Genomic DNA, 19,579 nt, shown 5'->3' on the forward strand with positions numbered 1-19,579 from the left:
AGGGGAAATCAGTTTTTTGTAGAATGTTGCCATTCCACGATTTGCGCCAGTCACGCTAGGTGCTGGCAAATTGTAAATCCTGAAGCTCGATAAAAACGTTGCCCCCAAGAGAATCGCTCCTCTTGAGTTTCAAACATTTTTGGAGATCACTTTACTAGAGTGATCGTCCGAAGTTATGTACATTCGCTCTGGTTGTTGCTCAAAGAACACAACTTACAAAGCTATCTGTAAAACACTATTTTATTGTTAAAGTTCGTCAGTAACTATCATTTCTATTAGCTACTTGCTTCGGTCTTGGCCGAGGCGCAGGGAGGATATTATCGCAATGGGAACCCTCTGTCAAGACAATCCGTAAAACTTTTTACTTTTTCTTTAGCAACACGACACTCGCAGGCGGTAGATAGCACCTTGTCCACTCGAGCCTATAACTAGGCTCGCGCGCGTGAGGGGTGCCTGTCGAGGAGCCGTCAGAGGGCATAGAAAATATTTTCGGCGTACAATAGAGACCTACTACCATGAGCTATAACCAGTACCAGATGGAGCCGCAGCCCAGCCAAGGGTCTCGCATGGCTCTGACCCCTTTTGTGCGTGAGACCTACCGCCTCTTCCTCTTTGGCCTCTTGGGGATGGCAGGGATTGGGGCGATCTCCTACAACCTGATCGTGCAGTCGCCGCTCTTTGCACTGGTGGGGGGACTATTTTCCCTGATCATGTGGATCGCGGTCTGCTTTGGCTGGCGTCGGCCCACGCGGGTGGTGCTTCCCCTCTTCACGGTGGCGACCGGGATCATGATGGGCTGGCTGGGACACATGTACGCGCAGGTCTTTCTGCCGGGCGTGCTCCTCACCGTGGGGGCCTTCAGCGGCCTGACCCTCTATGCCCACACGACCCGCAAGGACTTTAGCTACCTGATGGGCTTTCTGTGGTCGTCGTTCTGGGTCTTGCTGGTGGGGATTATCCTCAACCTGTTTTTGCACATCCCGTTTCTCAGCCTGGGAATCGCGGCGCTGGGGGCGGTGGTGATGGGGGCCTGGATCCTCTTTGATACCAGCCGCTTGCTCCAAGACGATGGGCAGCGCATGACCCCCGGTGAGGCGGCGACCGAGCTCTTGCTCGATATCGTGATGCTCTTCCGCTGGATCCTGCGCCTACTCAACCAGTTCCGCTAGGAGCTGCTCCACTGCTGCCGCCACCGCCGCCTCGGGGGGGGCCTCCGGGCCGACCCGGTCCGCGGCGGCGAGCGCCATGGGGCGCGAGTGTGGCATCGCCACCCCCAGACCTGCCCAGCGCAGGAGCTCGGCATCGTTGTCCCCATCGCCAAAGAAGACAATCTCCTGTGGAGGGATGCCGAGACGCTGGGCAACTACCTCAAGCGCGGTGGCTTTATTGACACGCGGGTCGGAGAACTCCAGGTACTCCGGGTCGGTGATGGTGATGTAGCAGCGCTCCCCCAGCCGCTCTCGCCACTGCTCTGCGAGTGTCGCGATCTGGGGCTCGTCGGCGATCCACAGAATCTTAAAAGGCGGCTGCCCGGGAAAGCGCACGCGCGGGTCCCCGACGACCTCATACGTGGCCTTGGTGCGCACCTCTAGAATCTCAAAGTGCCGTGTCCGCTCCCAGCCCACCACCCCCGGAGGACCGTCCCAGACCTGGGTGATCCCCAGTCGCCGGCCTTCGTCGAGGAGCTCGCTCGCTAGTTCCCCATCAAAGAGCAGCTCCCGCCAGACCTCGTCGGTCTCCGCCACCTTGACCAGGCAGCCGTTGGCACTGACAATCGGCCCGGAGAGCCCCAGCTGCTCGTGGAAGCGCACGACATTGAAGTGCGGTCGCCCCGTGGCGAGAATGACGGTGACCCCCAACGCCTGGAGCCGCCCCACCGCCGCGACATTGGCAGCAGAGATCTCCTTATCGGGCCCAAGGAGCGTGCCATCCAGATCGAAGACAGCGAGGCGAAAGGGAAGAGAGGCGAGAGCGGCGGAAGTTGACATAGCACCGGCATGGTACCCGACCGACTCGGTATGCAGGTAAACTATAGCCACTCTATGAACCGACGAACCCTCTGTCTCTTCCTCCTGGCGCTCACCGGCTGTGGCTCGGCTCAGGAGATTCCCTCGCTCTACAGCGCGTGGCCCCTACGCAAGCGAAGCGGTGGTTTTACAGGCACCACCACCACCATCACGGGGGGAGAAACCCTCACGCTAGAGCCCCGTCGCGGTGTCTGGAAGCACGCCGATGGGAGCGAAGAGCGCTTCGAGTACACCCTGTCTACGGTTCAAGACCAGCAGCTCTTAACGCGCCTCGATGGCACGGGCATTCGCTACTGGCTCACACAGTCCACCGACCAGCGCCAGCTCACCCTCACGGATGCCTATGTTGGAGATGGGTACACCTACTCATTTGATCGCCCATGAAAAACGCTCTCACCGTCCTTGGTATCCTGATCGCGCTTGGCTACGCCCAGCTTGCTGAGCGCTTCCTCCACCACTCCCCCACGCCGCAAAAGCCCGTCACCCTAAACCTAAAGCCCGCTGTGGTCGATCTCCCAGACTACACTGTCCACGAGGATGGGCCCAACTGTGGCAACGGTCCGGAGTGAAAAAACTCCTGCGTTTCTTTCTCGTGTTGCTGGGAATTGTCGGGGCGATTGGCCTCCTGACCTCTCCCTGGAAGCTCTGGGGCCAGCCCGAACCGGAAAAGAGCGTCCCCTCTTCCTAAGACCGCGTACCGCTGCCTAGTTCCTCCCGGATGCATTAACCCATGAAACGAGTCCTTACCATCGTTGCCGCGCTGATCGTCCTTCTGCTCCTGGGAGGAGGGTGGATGTTTGCCAACAGTCCTGATGTCCTCAATCAGCAGCTCGTCCGCGCCATCCAAGACAAGCAGAGTGCCGCGCAGCTTGAGGTACTGCTTTCCCATGGCGCAAACCCCAACTACACCTACTCGGCATCGAAGCAGGAGCCTAGCTCCCTCGAAAAAATAAACTCCGCGCTCTCCGGGGTAGAGACAGCTCGGCCGGGCTTTGGCACCACACTCCTCGCCCTAGCCTGCACACAAGCCAACGATGCAGCGATTGATGCGCTCCTGAAGCACGGAGCCAACCCGAACCTCGAAGAGAGTACCGAGGTTCCCCTCTGGATCGCCGTGCAGAGCGAGAACCTCAGCCTCGTGAAGCGGCTCCTGGACCATGGCGCCGACCCGGATCGCAAGCTAAGAGAGTACAACAACATGACTGCCCGTCAGCTCGCCGAGGAGACAAAAAAACCAGAGCTGATCGCGCTGTTCAAAAAAGCAAGCCCCCCCAAGTAGGCCCGTTTACGGGTCTTGCCGCACCAGCGGGCCGCTTTAGCCGCCCGTCTCCCGCCCGAAAACAAAACGCCCCGAAACGCTGCCGTGGTACCATGACCCCGATATGGCACTCTGGGGCGGACGATTTGAGGGCACGACCGATGCTCTCGTCTGGACATTTAATCAATCACTTCCTTTCGACCAAAGGCTCTGGCGTGAGGACATCACCGGCAGCATCGCGCATGCGAAGATGCTCGGCAGGCAGGGCATTGTCCCCGAGAGCGACGCCGCAAAGATCGTCGCGGGGCTAGAGGCGCTCTACGCCGACTTAGCGAGCGGCGCGGCGAGCCTGCCGCCGGAGGCTGAGGATATCCACTCCGCGGTGGAGAGCATGCTCTTTGCGCGCCTGGGGAAAGAGGTCGCCGGGAAGCTGCACACCGCGCGCTCCCGCAACGACCAGATCGCCACCGACGTGCGCCTCTGGCTCCGCACTGCGCTGGATGAGTTGCAGAGCGAGCTGACCAAGCTCCGCGTGCAGCTCGTCGCGCTGGCCGAGGCGAACTTGGGGACGGTATTGCCTGGGCGGACGCACCACCAGCACGCGCAGCCCGTGCTCCTTTCCCATCACTTGCTGGCCTACTTCTGGATGCTCAGCCGCGACGACGAGCGCCTCGCGGACTGCCGCAAGCGCCTGAATCGCCTGCCGCTCGGAGCCGGGGCGCTGGCGGGGACGCCGTTTCCGATCGACCGGGAGTTTGTGGCCAAGGAGCTGGGCTTCGACGGTGTCTGTCCCAACTCACTGGATGCTGTGGCGGATCGCGACTTCGCGGTCGAGTTCTGCGCCGATGCCAGCCTCTTGCAGCTCCACCTCTCGCGCCTCGCCGAGGAGCTGGTGCTCTGGAGCGCGCCCGAGTTTGGCTTTGTCGAGCTCGCCGACTCCGTCACCACGGGCTCGTCGATCATGCCCCAGAAGAAAAACCCCGATGTCGCCGAGCTGATTCGCGGCAAGACCGGGCGTGTCTACGGCGACTTGACGACGCTCCTGACCCTCATGAAGGGCCTGGTGCTGACCTACAACAAGGACATGCAGGAGGACAAGGAGCCGCTCTTTGATGCCGCAGATACGGTCACGCTCTGCGTCTCGCTCATGCACCGGATGCTGGAGACCGCCGCCTTCAAGCCGGAGCGGATGAAGCAAGCGATGCGCGGCGACTTCTCCACCGCCACCGACCTCGCCGATGCGCTGGCCGCCGACGGTGTCCCGTTTAGAGAGGCCCACGAGATTGTTGGGCGGATCGTGCGCGGCTGTATCGCGGAGAAGATCGGCCTGGAAGACCTCACCCTAGAGGCGCTCCAAGCCTACGACCCGCGCTTCACCGCCACCGCGCTCGATGCCATCACCCCCGAGGCCTCCGCCAACGCCCGCACCAGCCAAGGCGGCACGGCCCGCGTGGCGGTCGAAGCACAGCTCCAGCTCGCCCGGGCAAGCCTGGAGCAACACTAGGATTTATTATGCGATCAGAACCAAGTAAACCGGGAAAACGAGGCGCGGCCCGCGCCACCCCGAAGCCTGCGGCGAAGCCGGGAAGGCCGTTGAAGGGGGGCAAGACCCGCCCCGTAGCAAAGGCGAAGCCCGAGGCGGAGAAGAAGCCAGCGGGTCCCGCGTTTGAGTACATCTTGGAGACGATCCCGGGGCTAGAGGCGGTCGCCAGTGTGGAGATCAAGGAGCGCTTCACGACGCCCCCGAAGAAAGACCGCACCGTGCCGGGGCTGATGCACCTCGCGTTCACCGGAAAGGCGGAGCGCCTGCTGGCCCTGCGCTCGATCGTGGCGGTCTTCCGACGGCGCGTCCATCCCGTCCCCCGCCCGACCGGCCTCCTGGGGCACCAGTACTTCTCCGCCATCCTCGCCGACTGCAACGCCGCGATCGCCCTGCACCCCGAGGGGAGTTTCACGTCGCTGCGCCTCGCCGCCGCCGGTCGCGACTCCGCCGTGATGGCCCGGATCGCCAGCGAGCTCGCCAAGGAGCTCAAGCTCGATATCGACACAACCGGCGAGGAGACACAGACACTTCTCGTACGACTCCTCCCTCTCCAAAAGAAAGTCGAGAAGCCGCCGCGCCGCCGCTCCCGTGACGATGCCCCCGAGGTGGATGAGTATGTCACGGTCTGGGAGAGCCTGGTGAGCCTCTCGCCGCGCCCGCTCTCGACCCGCACGTGGCGCAAAGAGAACTACCCCGGCGCGGTCAATGCCTGTGTCGGCTACGCCATGGGCCGCTTAGTCGGGCCGGCGGAGCGGTTTTTGAACCTCTGCGCGGGCTCGGGGACGATCCTGATCGAGCGGGAGCAAAAGGGCGCACTAGGCTGTGATACCAGCAAGGCCGCCCGCGAGGCCGCCGCCGCCAATGGGGTGGAGCTGGCCGACTGGGACGCCACCGCGGTCCCGCTGGAAGACGGCTGGGCGGATGCGATTGTGGCCGATCTGCCGTTTGGGCAGCGCATCGGCTCGCACAAGGACAATGTCAAGCTCTACCCCGCGCTCCTCACCGAGTCTGCACGGCTCCTGCGTGTGGGCGGGACTGCGGTCTTTCTGACCCACGAGCTCAAGCTCTTTGAGCAGACCATCGGGGCGCAGTCGCAGTGGCAGATCGAGCGCGTGATTCCGCTCACGGTCGGCGGGATGCACCCCAAGATCTATATGCTCAAGCGGCTTAAGTCGCAAGCTGGCGGCGGAGCAAAAAAGCAAAAAACGGCGCGCCCAAAATAGCCGTGATCACCCCGATGGGCAAGAGCTTGTCGGGGAGGACGCTGCGGGAGAGCTGATCGGCCAGCACCAAGAGCGCCGCCCCGAGCAGGGCAGACACGGGGACAAGCGGGCGGTGTGGCGGACCGATCAGCGCCCGCGCCAGGTGCGGCACGACCAGCCCCACAAAGCCGATCACCCCCGAGACCGCCACGGCGCTCGCGGTCAGCAGGGCGATCAGGGCCAGCACCCCCAGCTTGAAGCGCTCGACCTCCACCCCCACCGAGCGCGCGGTCGCCTCGCCAAACGCCATCGCATCCAGCCCCTTGCCACAGCGCGCCATCGCAAAAGTGCCCAAGCTAGTCACCACGGCTAGCACCGCAATCTGGGGCCAGTCTCGGTCAGTGAGCTCCAGGTAGCCCAGGAGCTTCTGGAGGATCTGGCTCTGCTGCTGCCCGGCCAGGGTGAGCAAGAGGTTGACGATCGCCGAGAGAAAGGTTCCGACGACAACTCCCGCCAGGAGAAACCCCGAGAGCGAGAGCTGCCGCTCGGAGCGGGAGAGGGCAAAGACCAGCCCCGTGGCCAGCAGGGCGCAGGCCAGCGCCAGGAGCGAGAGAAGCGGCTGCCCGGGCAGGTCCACGATCCCGACAAGCACCCCGACCCCGACCCCCACCGACGCTCCCGAGGCAACCCCGACTAGATAGGGATCGGCCAACGGGTTGCCGGTCAGTCCCTGCAGCCCCACTCCCGCCACCGCGAGGGCCGCGCCCACCAAGGCCGCCGCGAGAATCCGGGGAAGGCGCGCGCTCCAGACGGTCTCCCCATGGTGGAGGAGCTCCTGCCAAGCCGCCGCCACGGAGATCGTGCGCTCCCCCAGCAGTGCCGCGACAAAAATGCTCCCCAGGCACAGGAGCAAAGCGCCCAAGAGAACCGGCAAAAAGGGGAGTCGTCGCACAGGCGAATTGTATCACCGAGGCCTTTGCCAAAGTTACCAAAGCCCGAAGAGCCCTAGGAACGCGTGGCCCTAGGAACAAGTCCTTGGGCTTGAGAGGGCGATCCACCCGCAAGCGGGTACCCGGCCTGCGCAGCCAATCATACGAGATGCAGTCAATCGAATCTAGTGGCGACGAAGGTCGCCGTAGCCCTCCTAAGCCCGGACACTCGTTGTCCGGGAATCTTGTTGTCCGGGCAAACCTCGCTGTCCGGGAATGTGGTATGCTTTCCCTCATGGCAACACGAAAAGCACTGGTCGTCTGGGGCGGCTGGGATGGGCATCAGCCCAAAGAAGTTGGGGAGTTATTTGCCGAGGCTCTGCGAGGCAAGGGCTTCGAGGTGGTGGTCGAGAACACGCTGGATGCGTACCTCAACCACGACTTGACCACGTTTAGTGTGATCGTCCCGGTCTGGACCATGGGACAGATCACCGGCGAGCAAGAGAAAGCGCTGGTCAGCGCGGTGAAGTCGGGGGTCGGGATCGCGGGCTGCCACGGCGGCATGTGCGACTCCTTCCGCAACAGCACCGAGTACCAGTTCATGACCGGTGGGCAGTGGGTCTCACACCCCGGCAACTCGGAGGTGGAGTACACGGTCGATATCCGCGACCCCGACCACTTCATCACGCAGGGCTGCCCCGCCGTGATCCCTGTGAAGTCGGAGCAGTACTACCTCCATGTCGATCCCGCAGTTCGGGTCTTGGGCACCACCCGCTTCCCTGTCGCAGACGGACCGCATGTCAAGAACGGAATCGTGGACATGCCGACCATCTGGACCAAGTACTACGGCGAGGGCCGTGTCTTCTACACCGCTCTGGGCCACCGCGCAAGCGATCTCACCCCGCCTGCCGTCCTAGAGCTCCTCACCCGTGGCTGCCTCTGGGCAGCGCACGCGGAAGACGCCGCCTAGGGCCGGGATACCCTGCCCCACTCTTGAAAAACGAGTAGTGGGGCAGCCTTTAAAAACCTCTGTTTTTTTCGACATTTCTCCGATCAACCTAAGTAGAAGCTGGGTATGCTATTTGTAGTACTCACTGAAGGAGACGTGTAAAATGAAGTTCTTTCCGATTCTTGTCGCCCTCACTTTGCCGGGCGTGGCTCTCGCACAGGCACAGACGCCCCCCGAGCAGCCTCCCGCAAAGGCGGCACCCGTCGAGGAGAAAGTCGCCCCCAAGACCAAGCGCGTCCTGGTGGTCTCGTTCCAGCAGCTGGATCGGAAGATCAAGAACAACCTCCCCATCGGCCAGGATGTCGCCGACATGATGACCCTCTCGCTGGTCAATATCGGGACGCGGGTTGTCGAGCGGGTCGAGCTGGCGGCGCTGGAGCGAGAGCGCGGCCTACAAAACGGCGGGGGGAGCCAAGCGGCCGTGCAGGAGCTGGGCAAGCTCAAGGGAGCCAGTGTCGCCGTGATGGGCAAGATCACCGAGTTTGGGGTCTTTGAGAAGAACGCCTCGGTGGCAAAGAACGCGGTCAACCAGGCAACCAACCAGATCGGTGGGCTCCTTGGCAAGAAGAAGAAAAGCAGCGACGATAAAAAAGACTATGAGCTCCGGGTGAGCATGGATGTCCGGCTGGTCAATGTCGAGACAGGCGATATCCTGGCGGTTGCGTCCACGACTGTCACGGAGAGCCAGGCCGACGATAGCATGGAGAGCCTGTTTGGCAAGTCGTTTGCGCAGAAGAACTCCCTGGCGGGCGCGGCGGTGGCGGCGACAGGCCTAGGGAGCACGACTACCAAGGCCGATGACTGGAACGAGTCGGCGGCGGGACAGGCGGCACGCAAGGCGGTCAGCCAGCTTGCCCGCTCGATCTTTGGCAAGATTCCCCTGGCCCCGGAGGGAGAGATCGACGATGCCATCACGATCAAGCTCAGTGTCGAGGGGCTCGCTAGCTTCAAAGAGGCCGACACCCTGGCAAAGTCCATCGCCAAGCTCAAGGATATCTCCGAGGCCGAGATCGCCGACTTCACCCCCGAGCGCACGGAGATCGTCATCAAGGGCGCTCCCAAGGCCATCAAAGGGCTCGCGGCCAACCTACAAGACGACAGCGCGGTCATGAGCCTAGGGCTCAAGATCGCCCGCGTGACCAAAGAGGTCATCACTCTCAAAAAATAGTCCCCTCTCAAGAAAATCTGTGACAAGGAGCAGTATCTTACGATGAAACGTCCTCTCCCCCAAGACTCAAAAGTCAACTTAATCCAGAAGTCAAACCCCCTCTCCCCGGTCGTGTTGCGTCCCGAGCGCTACCTGGAGATCCTACGCTCAGACTCCCTCGTTCAGCTGCAAGAGCGTGGCATTAGCAATCGCCTGCAGAGCCTGAAGCAGGGCTTTGACCAGAACCGCCCTGCTTTCGACAAGGCCCGCCAGGCCGTCAAGTTCGATGAAAATGCCCTCCGCGCCGATACCGAGCGCCTCAAGGCCATCAGCGACCCCGCAGCGCTCCAGGCAGCGACCGCCCAGTTTCTCCAGCGCTGGGGCTCAACCATTGAGTCACTCCGCAGTGCAACGGGGCTGACAGGCAGTGAGGCAGCCGGGGGAGCAGCGTTTGCGGGGATGCAGCTCAAGAATGGCGTCCTCCAGGGAGACTCCAGCTCCGTCGAGGGATCGTCGTCTCAGGTCACCTACAGGCCCCTCTCAGCGCCCGGACGAATCTCAGGGATCGGCAAGATCCTAGGCGGGAAGACAACACCAGCGGGCCCGCAGCAGCTATCCTTTAAAGCCCCGTTCACGGGAGCGGGCGTGAGTGGTCCTTCGGGGAGTAGCAAGGCCACCGCAGCCGATGGAAAATTCAACTCATCGCTCGCCTTGTACTGGGTGGGATCCGATCAAGCCCGTAGCTTCATTACCCAGAGCCTTGCGGTTCCTGCAGGTGTGAACCGTGTGAGTGTCACAGCAAACCTCACGAGCTTGAACTGGTGGCAGAGCGTGGTGATTGTCTTGGGCTATGGCAACACCGAGACCATTGTCAATCTCCGCGTGATGGATGGCTCTCGCGTGGTTGCCAGTGACCGTCTTAGCTTGAAGCGCATTAGCATCCCGGTCGGTGGAGCCTCCTCAGAGTCAGGCCAAGGGCCACTCTCTCTACGCTGCGAGTTTAACCGGGACCGTCCTGGTGATATCTCCACCTACACGCTTGTCGCGGAGCTAGAGATCTGGGCGGGCCTAGGCAGTGTCTTGGGAACGACGGCTACCTGCTATGAGTATGCCACGTTGGGTTCGTTCGACGCCGTGCTCTACTCCTAGGCGCTAGATCGGAGGCAGGAGCGGCGCGGTGCCGTCGGGGGGGAGTGCCAGTGGCTGCTGTGCGAGGGCGAGTGCCTGCTCAAAGCTTAGCTGGCGTCCCTCCGCCAGCGCCCGCTCCAGCCCTTCGGGGTCGGGGGCACGCAGGCAGGCGAGGTCCCGCTCGTAGACCCGCTGCTCCAGTGGGTTGGGGAGAGCCCCCAGCTGCTCGCGTGTCTCCAGCAGGTAGCCATAGAGCCTTCCCCCACGCTCGGTCTCTCCGATATCGGCGAGAAACGAGCCCACCGCCCCAAGAAGATAGACCCCAAGGATCGGGCGGGTGAAGTTCCGCTGACGGAAGTGGAGCATCTGCCCCAAGGCATGCTGCGCCTGGCCCCAGAGCGCAAGGTGGCGACTCGCCTGGAGCAGATCGTGCCAGGCATTGAAGGCATCACTGGGGACACCCAGCCGGGGCGCTAAGACAACGAGGCGCTCCACAAGAGTCCTTAAAGCACCAGGCTCTGGGTGAGGCCGTGCTCGCTGTGCCCGCATCTGCATGCTGAGGGTCAGCACCTCGATGTAGGTACTCTCCAGCAGAGCCGCGGTCTCCTGGAGCCGCTGGAGCAAGGGTGCCGCCGCCACAAAGTTTTGCTGAACCAGGTGCACCCCGACAAGGCTATAGAGCCCCTCCATCACCTTGTGCAGATCGCCCTCTGCCTCAAACAGAGCCGTGGCCTGGCTCACACGCTCCAGCTTGATCGCATGGTCGTTGAGGCTATCGAGGAAGCTCTCCACCTGAAGGAGTGCCTGGGCATGGTGCCAGCGCCCCCAAGTCGTCCCACGGGTCTCCTCCAGGATCGGCTGTATGGATGCCCAGTAGCTCTCGTAGGTAAGCGCCTTGCTATCGGTGCTCAGAGCAAGGGTCGCCTCGATCGCGATCGTGCGGCTCTGCGCCTGCGCCGCCTCGGTGAGGCACGCCCGCCCACGCACGCTGTCTCCCGCGGCACTGTAGAGGGTTCCCAGCACCAGGAGCGCCGCAAAGCGCACCTCCGACGGCTCCAAGACGCCGGCTAGTGCTTGCTCGGTCCGCTGGATGCCCTCGGTGAGCAGGCCGCGACGCTGCCAGTACTGGCCTAGAGCGACGGCGAGGCGTAGGCTTTCCTGGCCGGTGAGGTAGGGCCAGGTCGCCAGGAGGTTTGCCTGCTCCTTGTCGAGCTTCTTGAGCCAGAGGTGCTGCTCGGCGCGGCGCAGCTCCGGGGCGGCTTTCTCGGCAAGCACGAGGTACCAGTGGGCGTGGCGCTGACGAAGCTCGGGTGCCTCGCCACTGCGCTCCAGCCGCTCGACACACCACTGGCGAATCGGCTCCAGAAAGCGGTAGCGGGTCGTGCCATCGGGCTGGATCTGGGCCTGGACCAGGGATTTCTCCACCAGCGCCGCCAGAGACTCGCGGCGCGCCTGACAGATCTCCAGCACCGCCGCACGCTCGGCCCCTCCCGCAAAGACCGCAAGACGATAGAGCAGCGCGCGTTGCTCGGGCACCAGGAGTGCCTCACTCCAGGCCAGAGTCGCCTCCAGAGAGCGCTGGCGTGTCGGCAGCGAGGCACTTGCTGTCTCCCCAAGCCCAAACCCCTCGCTCAGGTCCTGGGCGAGTTCCCGCAATGACAGGCTCCGGCACTGCGAGGCGGCTAGCTCAAGCGCCAAAGGTAGCCCTTCAAGCTGCGCACAGATCTGCCGTAGCGCCTCGGGATCGTCGGGGAGGTCCGGCCGCACGGCGCGCGCCGATGTCCGCAGGAAGCGGGCCGCGACCGTAGGATCGAGCGGCTGGAGCGCCAGGGTACGCTCGCCCTCCACCCGAAGCGGCTCCCGGCTTGTCACCACGAGCTTGAGGCGGGGCGCTGCACGCAAAAGCCGCAGCACCAGCGCACTGGTTGCAGGCAAGACATGCTCCGCGTTGTCTAAGATTAGCAGTAGATTTCGGCTCGCCATCAGCCGCAAGAGGCTCTCTTCGCGCGGCTCTTCCCCATGCAGAGAGAGCCCCAGCGCCTCGATAATGCTCTGAAGAAGTCGCTCCTCACCGGAGCCAGAGGACAGTGCTGCCAGCTCTACAAAGACAACATCGTGCTTCATCCCTGCTGCCAGCGCCACCGCAAGCCGTGTCTTCCCCACCCCGCCTGGGCCCAAGAGGGTGATTAGCCGCACGCCCGGCTCGGACAGGAGAAGCGAGAGCCGCTCCAGCTCACTCTCTCGTCCCTGCAGCTCCGAGAGATAGAGGGGGAGCCCCGCACGCGGGGAGGGAGCGGGAATCCCTGCGGCGGGAACCTGCGCAAGGAGGGCGTTGAGCCGCTCTCGCTCGGTGAGGATCGCCTCCTCAAAGAAGCCAGGGAGGAGCTCGCCGCGCCAGAGGCTCCGTGCCCGAGTGCCCTCGCCCCGCAGCAAGGCCGCCTCAAAGGTCGCCACATCGGTCGTGGTTCCCTCGGCGAGCCAGAGCGCGTGGCTATCGGCGTGGACAAGCTCTTGCTCAGGGAGGGCCTGGCGCAGGTACAGCAAGGTCTGGCGCAGGTTCCGGCGCCCTGTCTCGGTATCGGCATCGGGCCAGAGCTGCACGGCGAGCTCCTCACGGGCGTGCCGCTGCTGGGGTCGGAGCGCCAGGAGCGCCAGCAGGGCTGCAGCCTTGCGCCGTGGGAATGTCTCAAAGCGCTTCCCATGCACCTCAACACACAGACCGCCCAGGAGCAAGATACGAGTCATTCCTTACAATTATAACAAAAATGACGCTCCGATGATACTGCGATGACGCTACGTCTACGCGAGGGTGAGATACTACCCCATCAGAAAGGCTAAGACCATGCGTTTCACTCCGATTACCAACTCGATCTTTCCTATCACGTTCTCTCTCCCACGCGGCTGGAAGGTCCTGAAAGCACAGGACAACAACACGGTTCTGGTTCCCAGCAGCTCCGGTGAGGTCGAGGCGCTCTTGATCGCCCACCTGGGCCTCTACACAAAAACAGAGACGCTCGTCAAGGGGCTGGCGGCCTCGCTCAAGGACCTCAATTGCAAAAATATCGAGGTGCGCGAGGAGGGTGAGCGGACTCTTGCGGGCAAGAAGTTCTATGTCGCCAAGGGGCAGGCGCTCAATGGGCAAGACAAGCCCGTGGTCTTTGCGCTCTACAGCCTGCTCAGTGACAAGCAGCTGGGGGCGGGCCTTGTGGCGCTCTCCCAGCCCGCGCAGGGCAACGAGACGCTCCGCGCCGCCGAGGAGCTGATGACCAGCCTGCAGTTTGGCAGTTTTGCGCCCTCACGCACCGCGGCCACGCCGCTGATGGGGGTCTGGGAGAGTAGCCGTAGCGAGGGCTCGCGGACCTCGGGGATCGGTGGGGTGAGTGTCTCATCGTTCACCCGCTATGTCTTCCAGGGCTCGGGCCGGTTCGCCTCACGCTCCCAGAGCAGTGTGAGCGCCAGCGGGGAGTTTGGGGACTTTGGCTCCAGCCTCGCAAAAGATAGCTCCACCGAGGACGAAGGCGAGTTCTTTGTGGTGGGCAAGAAGCTGGTTCTCTCCAGCGCCAAGAACGGCACGACCGTCACCGATTTCACGCTCCAAGGTGGAGTTCTCAAGCTCAACGGAGCCACTCTACGAAGAAAGTAACAACGACCAGATAACAGACACGAAAGGTTGAATCCATGCAGTACTACTCTCGCGCCGCGCTCGTGGCGCTCGCGTCCCTCTCCCTCTCTCTCGTACTCGGCTGTGGCGGCGGCGGCTACACGCCCGGAACCGATCCCACGCCTACACCGACACCCGGCGCAACCCCCACCCCGACGCCAACACCAACGCCGGCTCCCACGGGCCGCTATGCCTTCTCCGTGCTCCCCACGACCCTCGCCAGCCGGCCTTTTGGGTTGGCAAACGCCGGCAAGGGCACCCAGCAGGGCGGTGAGACCTTTGGGGAGGGGTCCTTTGGCTCCCACGCAACCCTGTGGACTGCGGCAACGGGAGCGATTACGGACCTGCACCCCAGCGGCTTTAACTCGTCGCGCATCCTTGCCTTAAGCGGGACTCAGCAAGCAGGACGAGGCACCCCATCCTCCGGCCAGAATCACGCGCTCCTCTGGTCCGGTACCGCCGCCTCCGTGGTCGACCTGCACCCCACTTCGGATGGCGTGTCCGAGGTGCAGGGTATGAGCAGTAGTCAGCAGGTGGGGACTCTCAACAACCACGCCGCGCTCTGGTCGGGGAGTGCGGCCTCGTTTGTGGACCTCCACCCCGCAGGGACACTCAACTCCGAGGCACACGACACCGATGGGACACACCAGGTGGGCGAGGCCCTGCTCACGAGCAGCACGAACCACGCCTTCCTCTGGACCGGCACGGCGGCCTCCGCGGTGGACCTCAATCCCACGGGCTCAGCAGTATCTTTTGCCCTCGGTGTCCAGGGTAACCAGCAGGTCGGGGCCTTCCAGCCCTCGGGCGGCTCGATCCATGCGGCGATCTGGAGCGGCACGGCGGCGTCGGTCGTGGATGTCCACCCGGCGCAGCTCGGAAAGACCGACTCGCTGATCCGTGCCACCAATGGGATCGACCAGGTAGGACTTGTCCGCAACTCCAGCGGGACGACCTCGGCGGCGACGGTCTGGACGGGCACGGCGGCCTCGGCAATCAACCTGGAGAGCTTTATCCCCGCCAGCTTCGGGACGATCGTCCGCAGCGAGGCCCTGGGTATCAACAGCGCAGGAGATATTGTCGGCTGGGTGGACCGGCGTGAGTCTAATGGCAATGTGGTCCGACTGCCCGTGATCTGGGTCAAAGACTAGCCGCTTGCGTCCCTGGTAAAAAAGCAGGTAGGATAGGCCGTCGTGCCTACCCTACCTGCCTCGTTTGTCATCCCCACCCTCACCGAGCAGCCCGAGTGGTGGAGCCTACCCTGCCAGGAGTGCGGCGAGCCGCTGGTTACTCTTGTCGAAGGTCCGCGCCTGCACCTCCAGCCGGTCTACGCCCAGCTTGGCTTCGCGGGAGCCTCGACCACGATCACCCTCCGTCAAGGTGCGCTGGAGCGCCTAGAGCGAGCCCTCGCGACGCTCCCGGAGACGCTCGGGTTTCTGGTCTACGACGGCTTCCGGCCCCTTATTGTGCAGCAGGCGCTCTGGGACTGGCAGTGGGCCGAGGTCACCCGCGACTACCCGCACTTCACGCAGGCAGAGATCTACGAGAAAGTGCGCCACTTTGTCGCCGAGCCCAACGCCGACCCGACCAAGCCGACGCCCCACCGCACCGGCGGCGCGGTCGATCTGACGCTCTTTGAGCTCGCCACGGGCGCGGAGCTGGCGATGGGCACCGCGTTTGACGAAGCCTGCGATGCGACTGTCACGGACTGGTTCGAGCGCTACCCCCAGGAGCCCCTCACCCACAACCGGCGCCTGCTCTACCACGCCATGACCCAGGCCGGGTTTGCCAACTACCCCAACGAGTGGTGGCACTTTGAGTACGGCACCCGGCGCTGGGCGGGCCACCAGAGCCAACAGAGTTACCAGGGCATGAATCTTGCAGTCTATGGATCTGCGGAGTAGCCAGCGCGATGGACCAAACACAAGAGCTCAGAGAGGTGGTCGTTTTTTTCTCCTACGACAACCCCACTCGTCCCAGGCGACTCGCGGAGGTGATGCTCGCGGAGCTCAAGCTGCCTCACCTAGCTCTGGGGGTGGACGCGCTCACGGGGGGCTGTGAGCTCCGGCTCTACTACCATAAAGAGACCCTCGCGCAGGTGCAGGCCTACCTACACCAGCGCAAGATAATCCACGACATTTCGTATCTCTAGACGACCATGCAGATTCTGATTGTTGACGATGACACCTCGGCGCGGAAAGTTCTGGCGAGCCAGCTCACCCAGCTGGGCCATGGAGTCCGCACGGCTGCCAGTGGCGATGAGGCGACCTGTAGCTACCAGCGCCTCGGAGCCGATGTGATTGTCACCGACTGGAAGATGCCCGGCACCGATGGGCTGACCCTCTGCCGCCGCCTGCGCGAGACCCGCAGCGATGCGTCGCCCTATCCCTACATCATTCTGCTCACCGCCCACGACGGCCCGGATCACTTTCTGCGCGGCATGGAGGCCGGCGCCGACGACTACCTAGTCAAGCCGCTGGATATTCGCCACCTCCAGGCGCGGCTGATCGCCGCCGAGCGGGTGACCACGCTCCACCGCAGGCTCTTTGAAGCATCGCGCACCGATGCGCTCACCGGGCTCTCCAACCGCTTGCGGCTCAATGAGCGGCTCGCCATCCTGCGGGAGCAGGTCGAGACCATGGGTCAGGGAGTCACGCTGGCCCTGTGCGATATCGACTACTTCAAGCGCTACAACGACCGCTACGGGCACCTGGAGGGCGACCTCGCCCTCTGGCGGGTCGCGGAGATATTGCGCAACGGGGTCGAGGGAGTCGGGCAGGCGTTTCGCTTTGGCGGCGAGGAGTTCTGCCTGGTGATCGAGAGCCTCCCGCCCCCCGCCACGGACACTCTGGAGACCATCCGCCTGACCCTCGAGAGCGCCGCCCTCCCCAACGAAGGCAGCGAGCTAGGAATTCTCACCCTCTCGATCGGCGCCTCGACGCTTCGTCCCGGCGATGGCAAGACCGGCGACCAGCTCCTCTCGGAGGCCGATACCGCCCTCTACCAAGCCAAGTCGTTTGGCCGCAACCGCCTCGCCCCCAAGGCCTTCGAGCGCCTCGCCCAGCGTCACTAGTCGCTGGGGCCTGAAAGTCCCCAGCTGTGGCCGCCTTCGGCGAAGCGGGCCGAGCCCGCACCCCATCTTTCTCCGCGGCCTCGGGCCGCTTCGCGCTTGCGCGGCTGAGCTGGGGACTTTCAGGCCCCGAACCCAATTTATTTTCAGGTACGATGCAACCGAGGAGAAGACAGCGATGGCAGTGACGATCCTGCGCGATGCTTTTGGGGTTCCCCATCTCTACGCCGACACAGCCGCGGCGCTCTTTTTTGGCTTTGGCTATGTCCAGGCACAAGACCGGCAGGAGGCGCTCTTTCGCAACCTCAAGCAGGCCCGTGGGGAGCTCGCGGAGCTAGAGGGGGCGACGGCGCTGGAGGGCGATATCGCGGTGCGTGCCTTCTGCCTGCACGAGCGGGCACAGGGGGCCTGGCGCTCGCTGCCCGGTGCGGTGCGGGCGGAGATCGGGGCGTTTGCGGCGGGGATCAACCGCTACCAGCGCGACTTCCCGGAGCAGCGTCCCCTTGGCGCGTTCATGGTCACCCCACAGGATATCCTCACCTTCGCTCTCTTTGTCAACCTTGCCTTCTCGCTGGAAGGGCTCGCGGCGGGCTCCAATGCCTTTGTGGTCGCACCCGAGCGCCTGGCAAGCAAGCACGGGAGCCTTGTCTCGATGGACCCACACCTGCCCCTCCAGGGGTTCTACCGCTGGTACGAAGCGCGGCTGGTGGGGGGAGAGTTCGACCTGCATGGGGTGACGTTTGTGGGGCTCCCCTACCCTGGCATGGGAAGCAACGGCCACCTCGCCTGGGCAAATACAGTCAACCAGCCGGATCTGTCGGATGCGTACCTACTACGCCTGAAGGGCAATACAGGCTACGAGTACGACGGCCAGACCCGTGCGCTGGAGTTTCGGGAGTTTGTCTTTAAGCTCAAGGACGGCGGAGAGCTGACACGCAAGATCGCCTACTCACACCATGGGCCGATGCTGACTGAGGGGGTTGCCCTTCGCCGAGTCGGGGGGAGCGATGCGGGGCTGGTGACGCAGATTCGAGCGCAGGGGCTGGCAACAACGACGCAGGAGTACCGAGAGGCGCTCGCGCAGCGTGGGACCGTGATGTTCAACCATCTCTTCGGGGATAGCCGTGGACAGGTGGGCTATGTCTGGGGCGGACGAATCCCGCGCCGCCCGGAGGGGTTTGATTTTAGCGGCCCGGTTCCCGGCTGGACGAGTGCAACTGAGTGGGGCGAGCCGGTGGCGTTTTCGGAGCACCCCCAGTGCAGTTTCCCGCCGCTCGGGTTTCTGCAGAGCTGCAACGATGGCCCCACCCGCACAGGGGCGGGGGCCCATCTCACACCGCCCGGCCCGTTCCCCGCTTGGCTCGCCCCCGACTCCCAGACCCTGCGGGGCCAGCGGCTCCATGCGCTCCTAGAGGCCAGCGGACCACTCGATCTGGAGGGGGCCAAGACCATCGCGATGGACTGCCGCGACCTGAATGCGGAGGCCGACCTACCGCGCTTTTTGGCCGAGGCAAAGACCGGCCCCGCCCATGAGCTGCTCGTACGCTGGGACAAGACCCTCACCCAAGACTCCCGTGGAGCGGCTCTCTTTCAGCTTGCACGTCGGGAGGGGAGTGTCGTGCGGGCGCTGGCCCGGCTCTCGCGCCATGGCCTGCCCCTCGATACTGCCTGGGGGGAGCTCCACCGGCACCAGCGGGGCAAGATCGACCTGCCTATGGACGGCGGCGGGGAGTCGCTCTGTCCCAACGACGGAGAGCTTGGCCCCGATTGCCGCACGGTCGTGACGTTTGGGTCGTCGTTTCGCATGCTGGCTCAGCTAGCTCCCGACACGCCACCGGAGCTCTGGGCCGCCCAGCCCTACGGCAACTCGGACAACCCGGACTCGCCCCACTACACCGACCAGATGCCCCTCGCCTGTCGTCGTCGCTACCGGAGGGTTCCTTGGACTCGTAGCGCCCTAGATGCCGAGGCGACCAGCCGGCACCGCCTGGAGAGCTAGCGCCGAAAGGGCTTGAGGGCGAGGGTCAAGCGCTGGTAGAGCCGCGCCACCCAGGGATCGTCGGCGGGAGGCGCGGGTCGGCTCCGCAGGTCGCAGGGGGCGATCCAGATACGGCTATTTTTCAGCCCGACAGTCGCCACCAGCGGGAATAGCTCCTCGATACTCGCATCTCCCAGCGCGAGGCAGCCGATTGAGACACAGTTCCCATGGACATAGATATCCCCGCCCAGCTGCTCCCGCGGCACGGTCGCGTGCGCGAGGTCGTCTTTGTTGGGATAGTCCACCCGAAACGAGAGATGGAAGCGGGAGCTAGGGTTGAGAGCGGTGAGCTTGTAGAACCCCTCGGGGACCTGGCGATCGCCTTGACGGCGCTTCACTCCGGGGCTCCCGCTGGCGGCTTGGACAGAGTAGCGCGTGAGAAGCTTGTAGCGACCGCCCCCATTGGCTCCCCAGACCTCCAGGGATTTTTCGTCTTTGAAGGCCAGCAGGAGCAGGCGCTTGGGAGGGAAAGCGATCCCCGCCCGCTTGCACGCGGGCACAAAGCGCCGTCGCATCACCGGACCGTAGGTCTCCATGGCCTCTGCAAGAGTGCGCTGCATACACGCTTAG

19 protein-coding genes are annotated in these 19,579 nt (G+C 63.8%); 15 read left to right on the forward strand and 4 right to left on the reverse strand.

Translation table 11 applies throughout. From position 1 onward, the window contains the following. The first annotated feature begins 515 nt into the window (after positions 1 to 515). On the forward strand, positions 516 to 1,169 hold the full coding sequence (locus tag HNQ39_RS00005; protein ID WP_184191603.1) for a Bax inhibitor-1/YccA family protein: 654 nt from the start codon (positions 516 to 518) through the stop codon (positions 1,167 to 1,169). Here HNQ39_RS00005 and HNQ39_RS00010 read toward each other — a convergent pair. Then, the gene (locus HNQ39_RS00010) at positions 1,149 to 1,988 is read right to left on the reverse strand and encodes a Cof-type HAD-IIB family hydrolase (RefSeq protein WP_184191607.1); all 840 of its coding nucleotides are present in this window, start codon (positions 1,986 to 1,988) and stop codon (positions 1,149 to 1,151) included. The two genes, HNQ39_RS00005 and HNQ39_RS00010, sit on opposite strands and share 21 nt — an antisense overlap. 54 nt (positions 1,989 to 2,042) lie before the next feature. On the opposite strand from HNQ39_RS00010, the gene HNQ39_RS00015 reads away from it, so the two are divergent. The 5 genes from HNQ39_RS00015 (at position 2,043) to HNQ39_RS00035 (ending at position 6,051) form a co-directional block, all read left to right on the forward strand. Continuing rightward, on the forward strand, positions 2,043 to 2,411 hold the full coding sequence (locus tag HNQ39_RS00015; protein WP_184191610.1) for a hypothetical protein: 369 nt from the start codon (positions 2,043 to 2,045) through the stop codon (positions 2,409 to 2,411). Continuing rightward, positions 2,408 to 2,596, forward strand: coding sequence for a hypothetical protein (locus tag HNQ39_RS00020; protein ID WP_184191613.1), 189 nt, complete (start codon positions 2,408 to 2,410; stop codon positions 2,594 to 2,596). The genes HNQ39_RS00015 and HNQ39_RS00020 overlap by 4 nt, the downstream gene beginning before the upstream one ends. Positions 2,597 to 2,757: 161 nt before the next feature. Continuing rightward, positions 2,758 to 3,306, forward strand: coding sequence for an ankyrin repeat domain-containing protein (locus HNQ39_RS00025; protein ID WP_184191616.1), 549 nt, complete (start codon positions 2,758 to 2,760; stop codon positions 3,304 to 3,306). Between the two features lie 103 nt (positions 3,307 to 3,409). Then, on the forward strand, positions 3,410 to 4,789 hold the full coding sequence (gene argH / locus HNQ39_RS00030) for an argininosuccinate lyase (protein ID WP_184191619.1): 1,380 nt from the start codon (positions 3,410 to 3,412) through the stop codon (positions 4,787 to 4,789). 8 nt (positions 4,790 to 4,797) lie between these two features. Then, the gene (locus HNQ39_RS00035; protein ID WP_184191622.1) at positions 4,798 to 6,051 is read left to right on the forward strand and encodes a class I SAM-dependent methyltransferase; all 1,254 of its coding nucleotides are present in this window, start codon (positions 4,798 to 4,800) and stop codon (positions 6,049 to 6,051) included. On the opposite strand, the gene HNQ39_RS00040 is transcribed toward HNQ39_RS00035, so the two are convergent. Then, positions 5,996 to 6,982 (reverse strand): iron chelate uptake ABC transporter family permease subunit, encoded by a 987-nt coding sequence (locus HNQ39_RS00040; protein WP_184191625.1) that lies wholly within the window; start codon positions 6,980 to 6,982, stop codon positions 5,996 to 5,998. The genes HNQ39_RS00035 and HNQ39_RS00040 overlap by 56 nt on opposite strands. 272 nt (positions 6,983 to 7,254) lie before the next feature. Between HNQ39_RS00040 and HNQ39_RS00045 the strand changes: the two genes are divergently transcribed. From HNQ39_RS00045 to HNQ39_RS00055, 3 genes are all read left to right on the forward strand, one after another. Then, on the forward strand, positions 7,255 to 7,929 hold the full coding sequence (locus tag HNQ39_RS00045) for a ThuA domain-containing protein (protein WP_184191628.1): 675 nt from the start codon (positions 7,255 to 7,257) through the stop codon (positions 7,927 to 7,929). A gap of 142 nt (positions 7,930 to 8,071) precedes the next feature. After that, the gene (locus HNQ39_RS00050; protein ID WP_184191630.1) at positions 8,072 to 9,136 is read left to right on the forward strand and encodes a CsgG/HfaB family protein; all 1,065 of its coding nucleotides are present in this window, start codon (positions 8,072 to 8,074) and stop codon (positions 9,134 to 9,136) included. Between the two features lie 42 nt (positions 9,137 to 9,178). Further along, positions 9,179 to 10,264: a hypothetical protein gene (locus tag HNQ39_RS00055; protein ID WP_184191633.1), complete on the forward strand. Its 1,086-nt coding sequence runs from the start codon at positions 9,179 to 9,181 to the stop codon at positions 10,262 to 10,264. A gap of 3 nt (positions 10,265 to 10,267) precedes the next feature. Here the strand turns inward: HNQ39_RS00055 and HNQ39_RS00060 are convergent, their stop codons facing one another. Then, complete coding sequence (locus HNQ39_RS00060) at positions 10,268 to 12,988, reverse strand: ATP-binding protein (RefSeq protein ID WP_184191636.1); 2,721 nt, start codon at positions 12,986 to 12,988, stop codon at positions 10,268 to 10,270. A gap of 97 nt (positions 12,989 to 13,085) precedes the next feature. Between HNQ39_RS00060 and HNQ39_RS00065 the strand changes: the two genes are divergently transcribed. The 6 genes from HNQ39_RS00065 to HNQ39_RS00090 all read left to right on the forward strand — a co-directional run bounded on the left by HNQ39_RS00065 (position 13,086) and on the right by HNQ39_RS00090 (position 18,970). Then, the gene (locus tag HNQ39_RS00065; protein ID WP_184191639.1) at positions 13,086 to 13,886 is read left to right on the forward strand and encodes a hypothetical protein; all 801 of its coding nucleotides are present in this window, start codon (positions 13,086 to 13,088) and stop codon (positions 13,884 to 13,886) included. A 35-nt stretch (positions 13,887 to 13,921) separates the two neighbouring features. Further along, complete coding sequence (locus tag HNQ39_RS00070) at positions 13,922 to 15,052, forward strand: hypothetical protein (protein WP_184191642.1); 1,131 nt, start codon at positions 13,922 to 13,924, stop codon at positions 15,050 to 15,052. Between the two features lie 42 nt (positions 15,053 to 15,094). Next, on the forward strand, positions 15,095 to 15,805 hold the full coding sequence (locus tag HNQ39_RS00075) for a M15 family metallopeptidase (RefSeq protein WP_184191645.1): 711 nt from the start codon (positions 15,095 to 15,097) through the stop codon (positions 15,803 to 15,805). A gap of 8 nt (positions 15,806 to 15,813) precedes the next feature. Continuing rightward, entirely contained in the window at positions 15,814 to 16,053 is a 240-nt protein-coding gene (locus HNQ39_RS00080) for a hypothetical protein (RefSeq protein WP_184191648.1), read from the forward strand. Between the two features lie 6 nt (positions 16,054 to 16,059). Beyond that, positions 16,060 to 16,974 carry a diguanylate cyclase domain-containing protein gene (locus tag HNQ39_RS00085; RefSeq protein WP_184191661.1) on the forward strand — a complete coding sequence of 305 codons (915 nt, stop codon included), beginning with the start codon at positions 16,060 to 16,062 and terminating at the stop codon, positions 16,972 to 16,974. Between the two features lie 175 nt (positions 16,975 to 17,149). Beyond that, positions 17,150 to 18,970 (forward strand): penicillin acylase family protein, encoded by a 1,821-nt coding sequence (locus HNQ39_RS00090; RefSeq protein WP_184191664.1) that lies wholly within the window; start codon positions 17,150 to 17,152, stop codon positions 18,968 to 18,970. Here the strand turns inward: HNQ39_RS00090 and HNQ39_RS00095 are convergent. Further along, positions 18,967 to 19,569, reverse strand: a complete 603-nt coding sequence (locus HNQ39_RS00095) for a L,D-transpeptidase family protein (protein ID WP_184191667.1) — start codon at positions 19,567 to 19,569, stop codon at positions 18,967 to 18,969. The genes HNQ39_RS00090 and HNQ39_RS00095 overlap by 4 nt on opposite strands. Positions 19,570 to 19,579: the final 10 nt, after the last annotated feature.

It is taken from the genome of Armatimonas rosea (assembly GCF_014202505.1).
GTDB classification, from domain to species: domain Bacteria; phylum Armatimonadota; class Armatimonadia; order Armatimonadales; family Armatimonadaceae; genus Armatimonas; species Armatimonas rosea.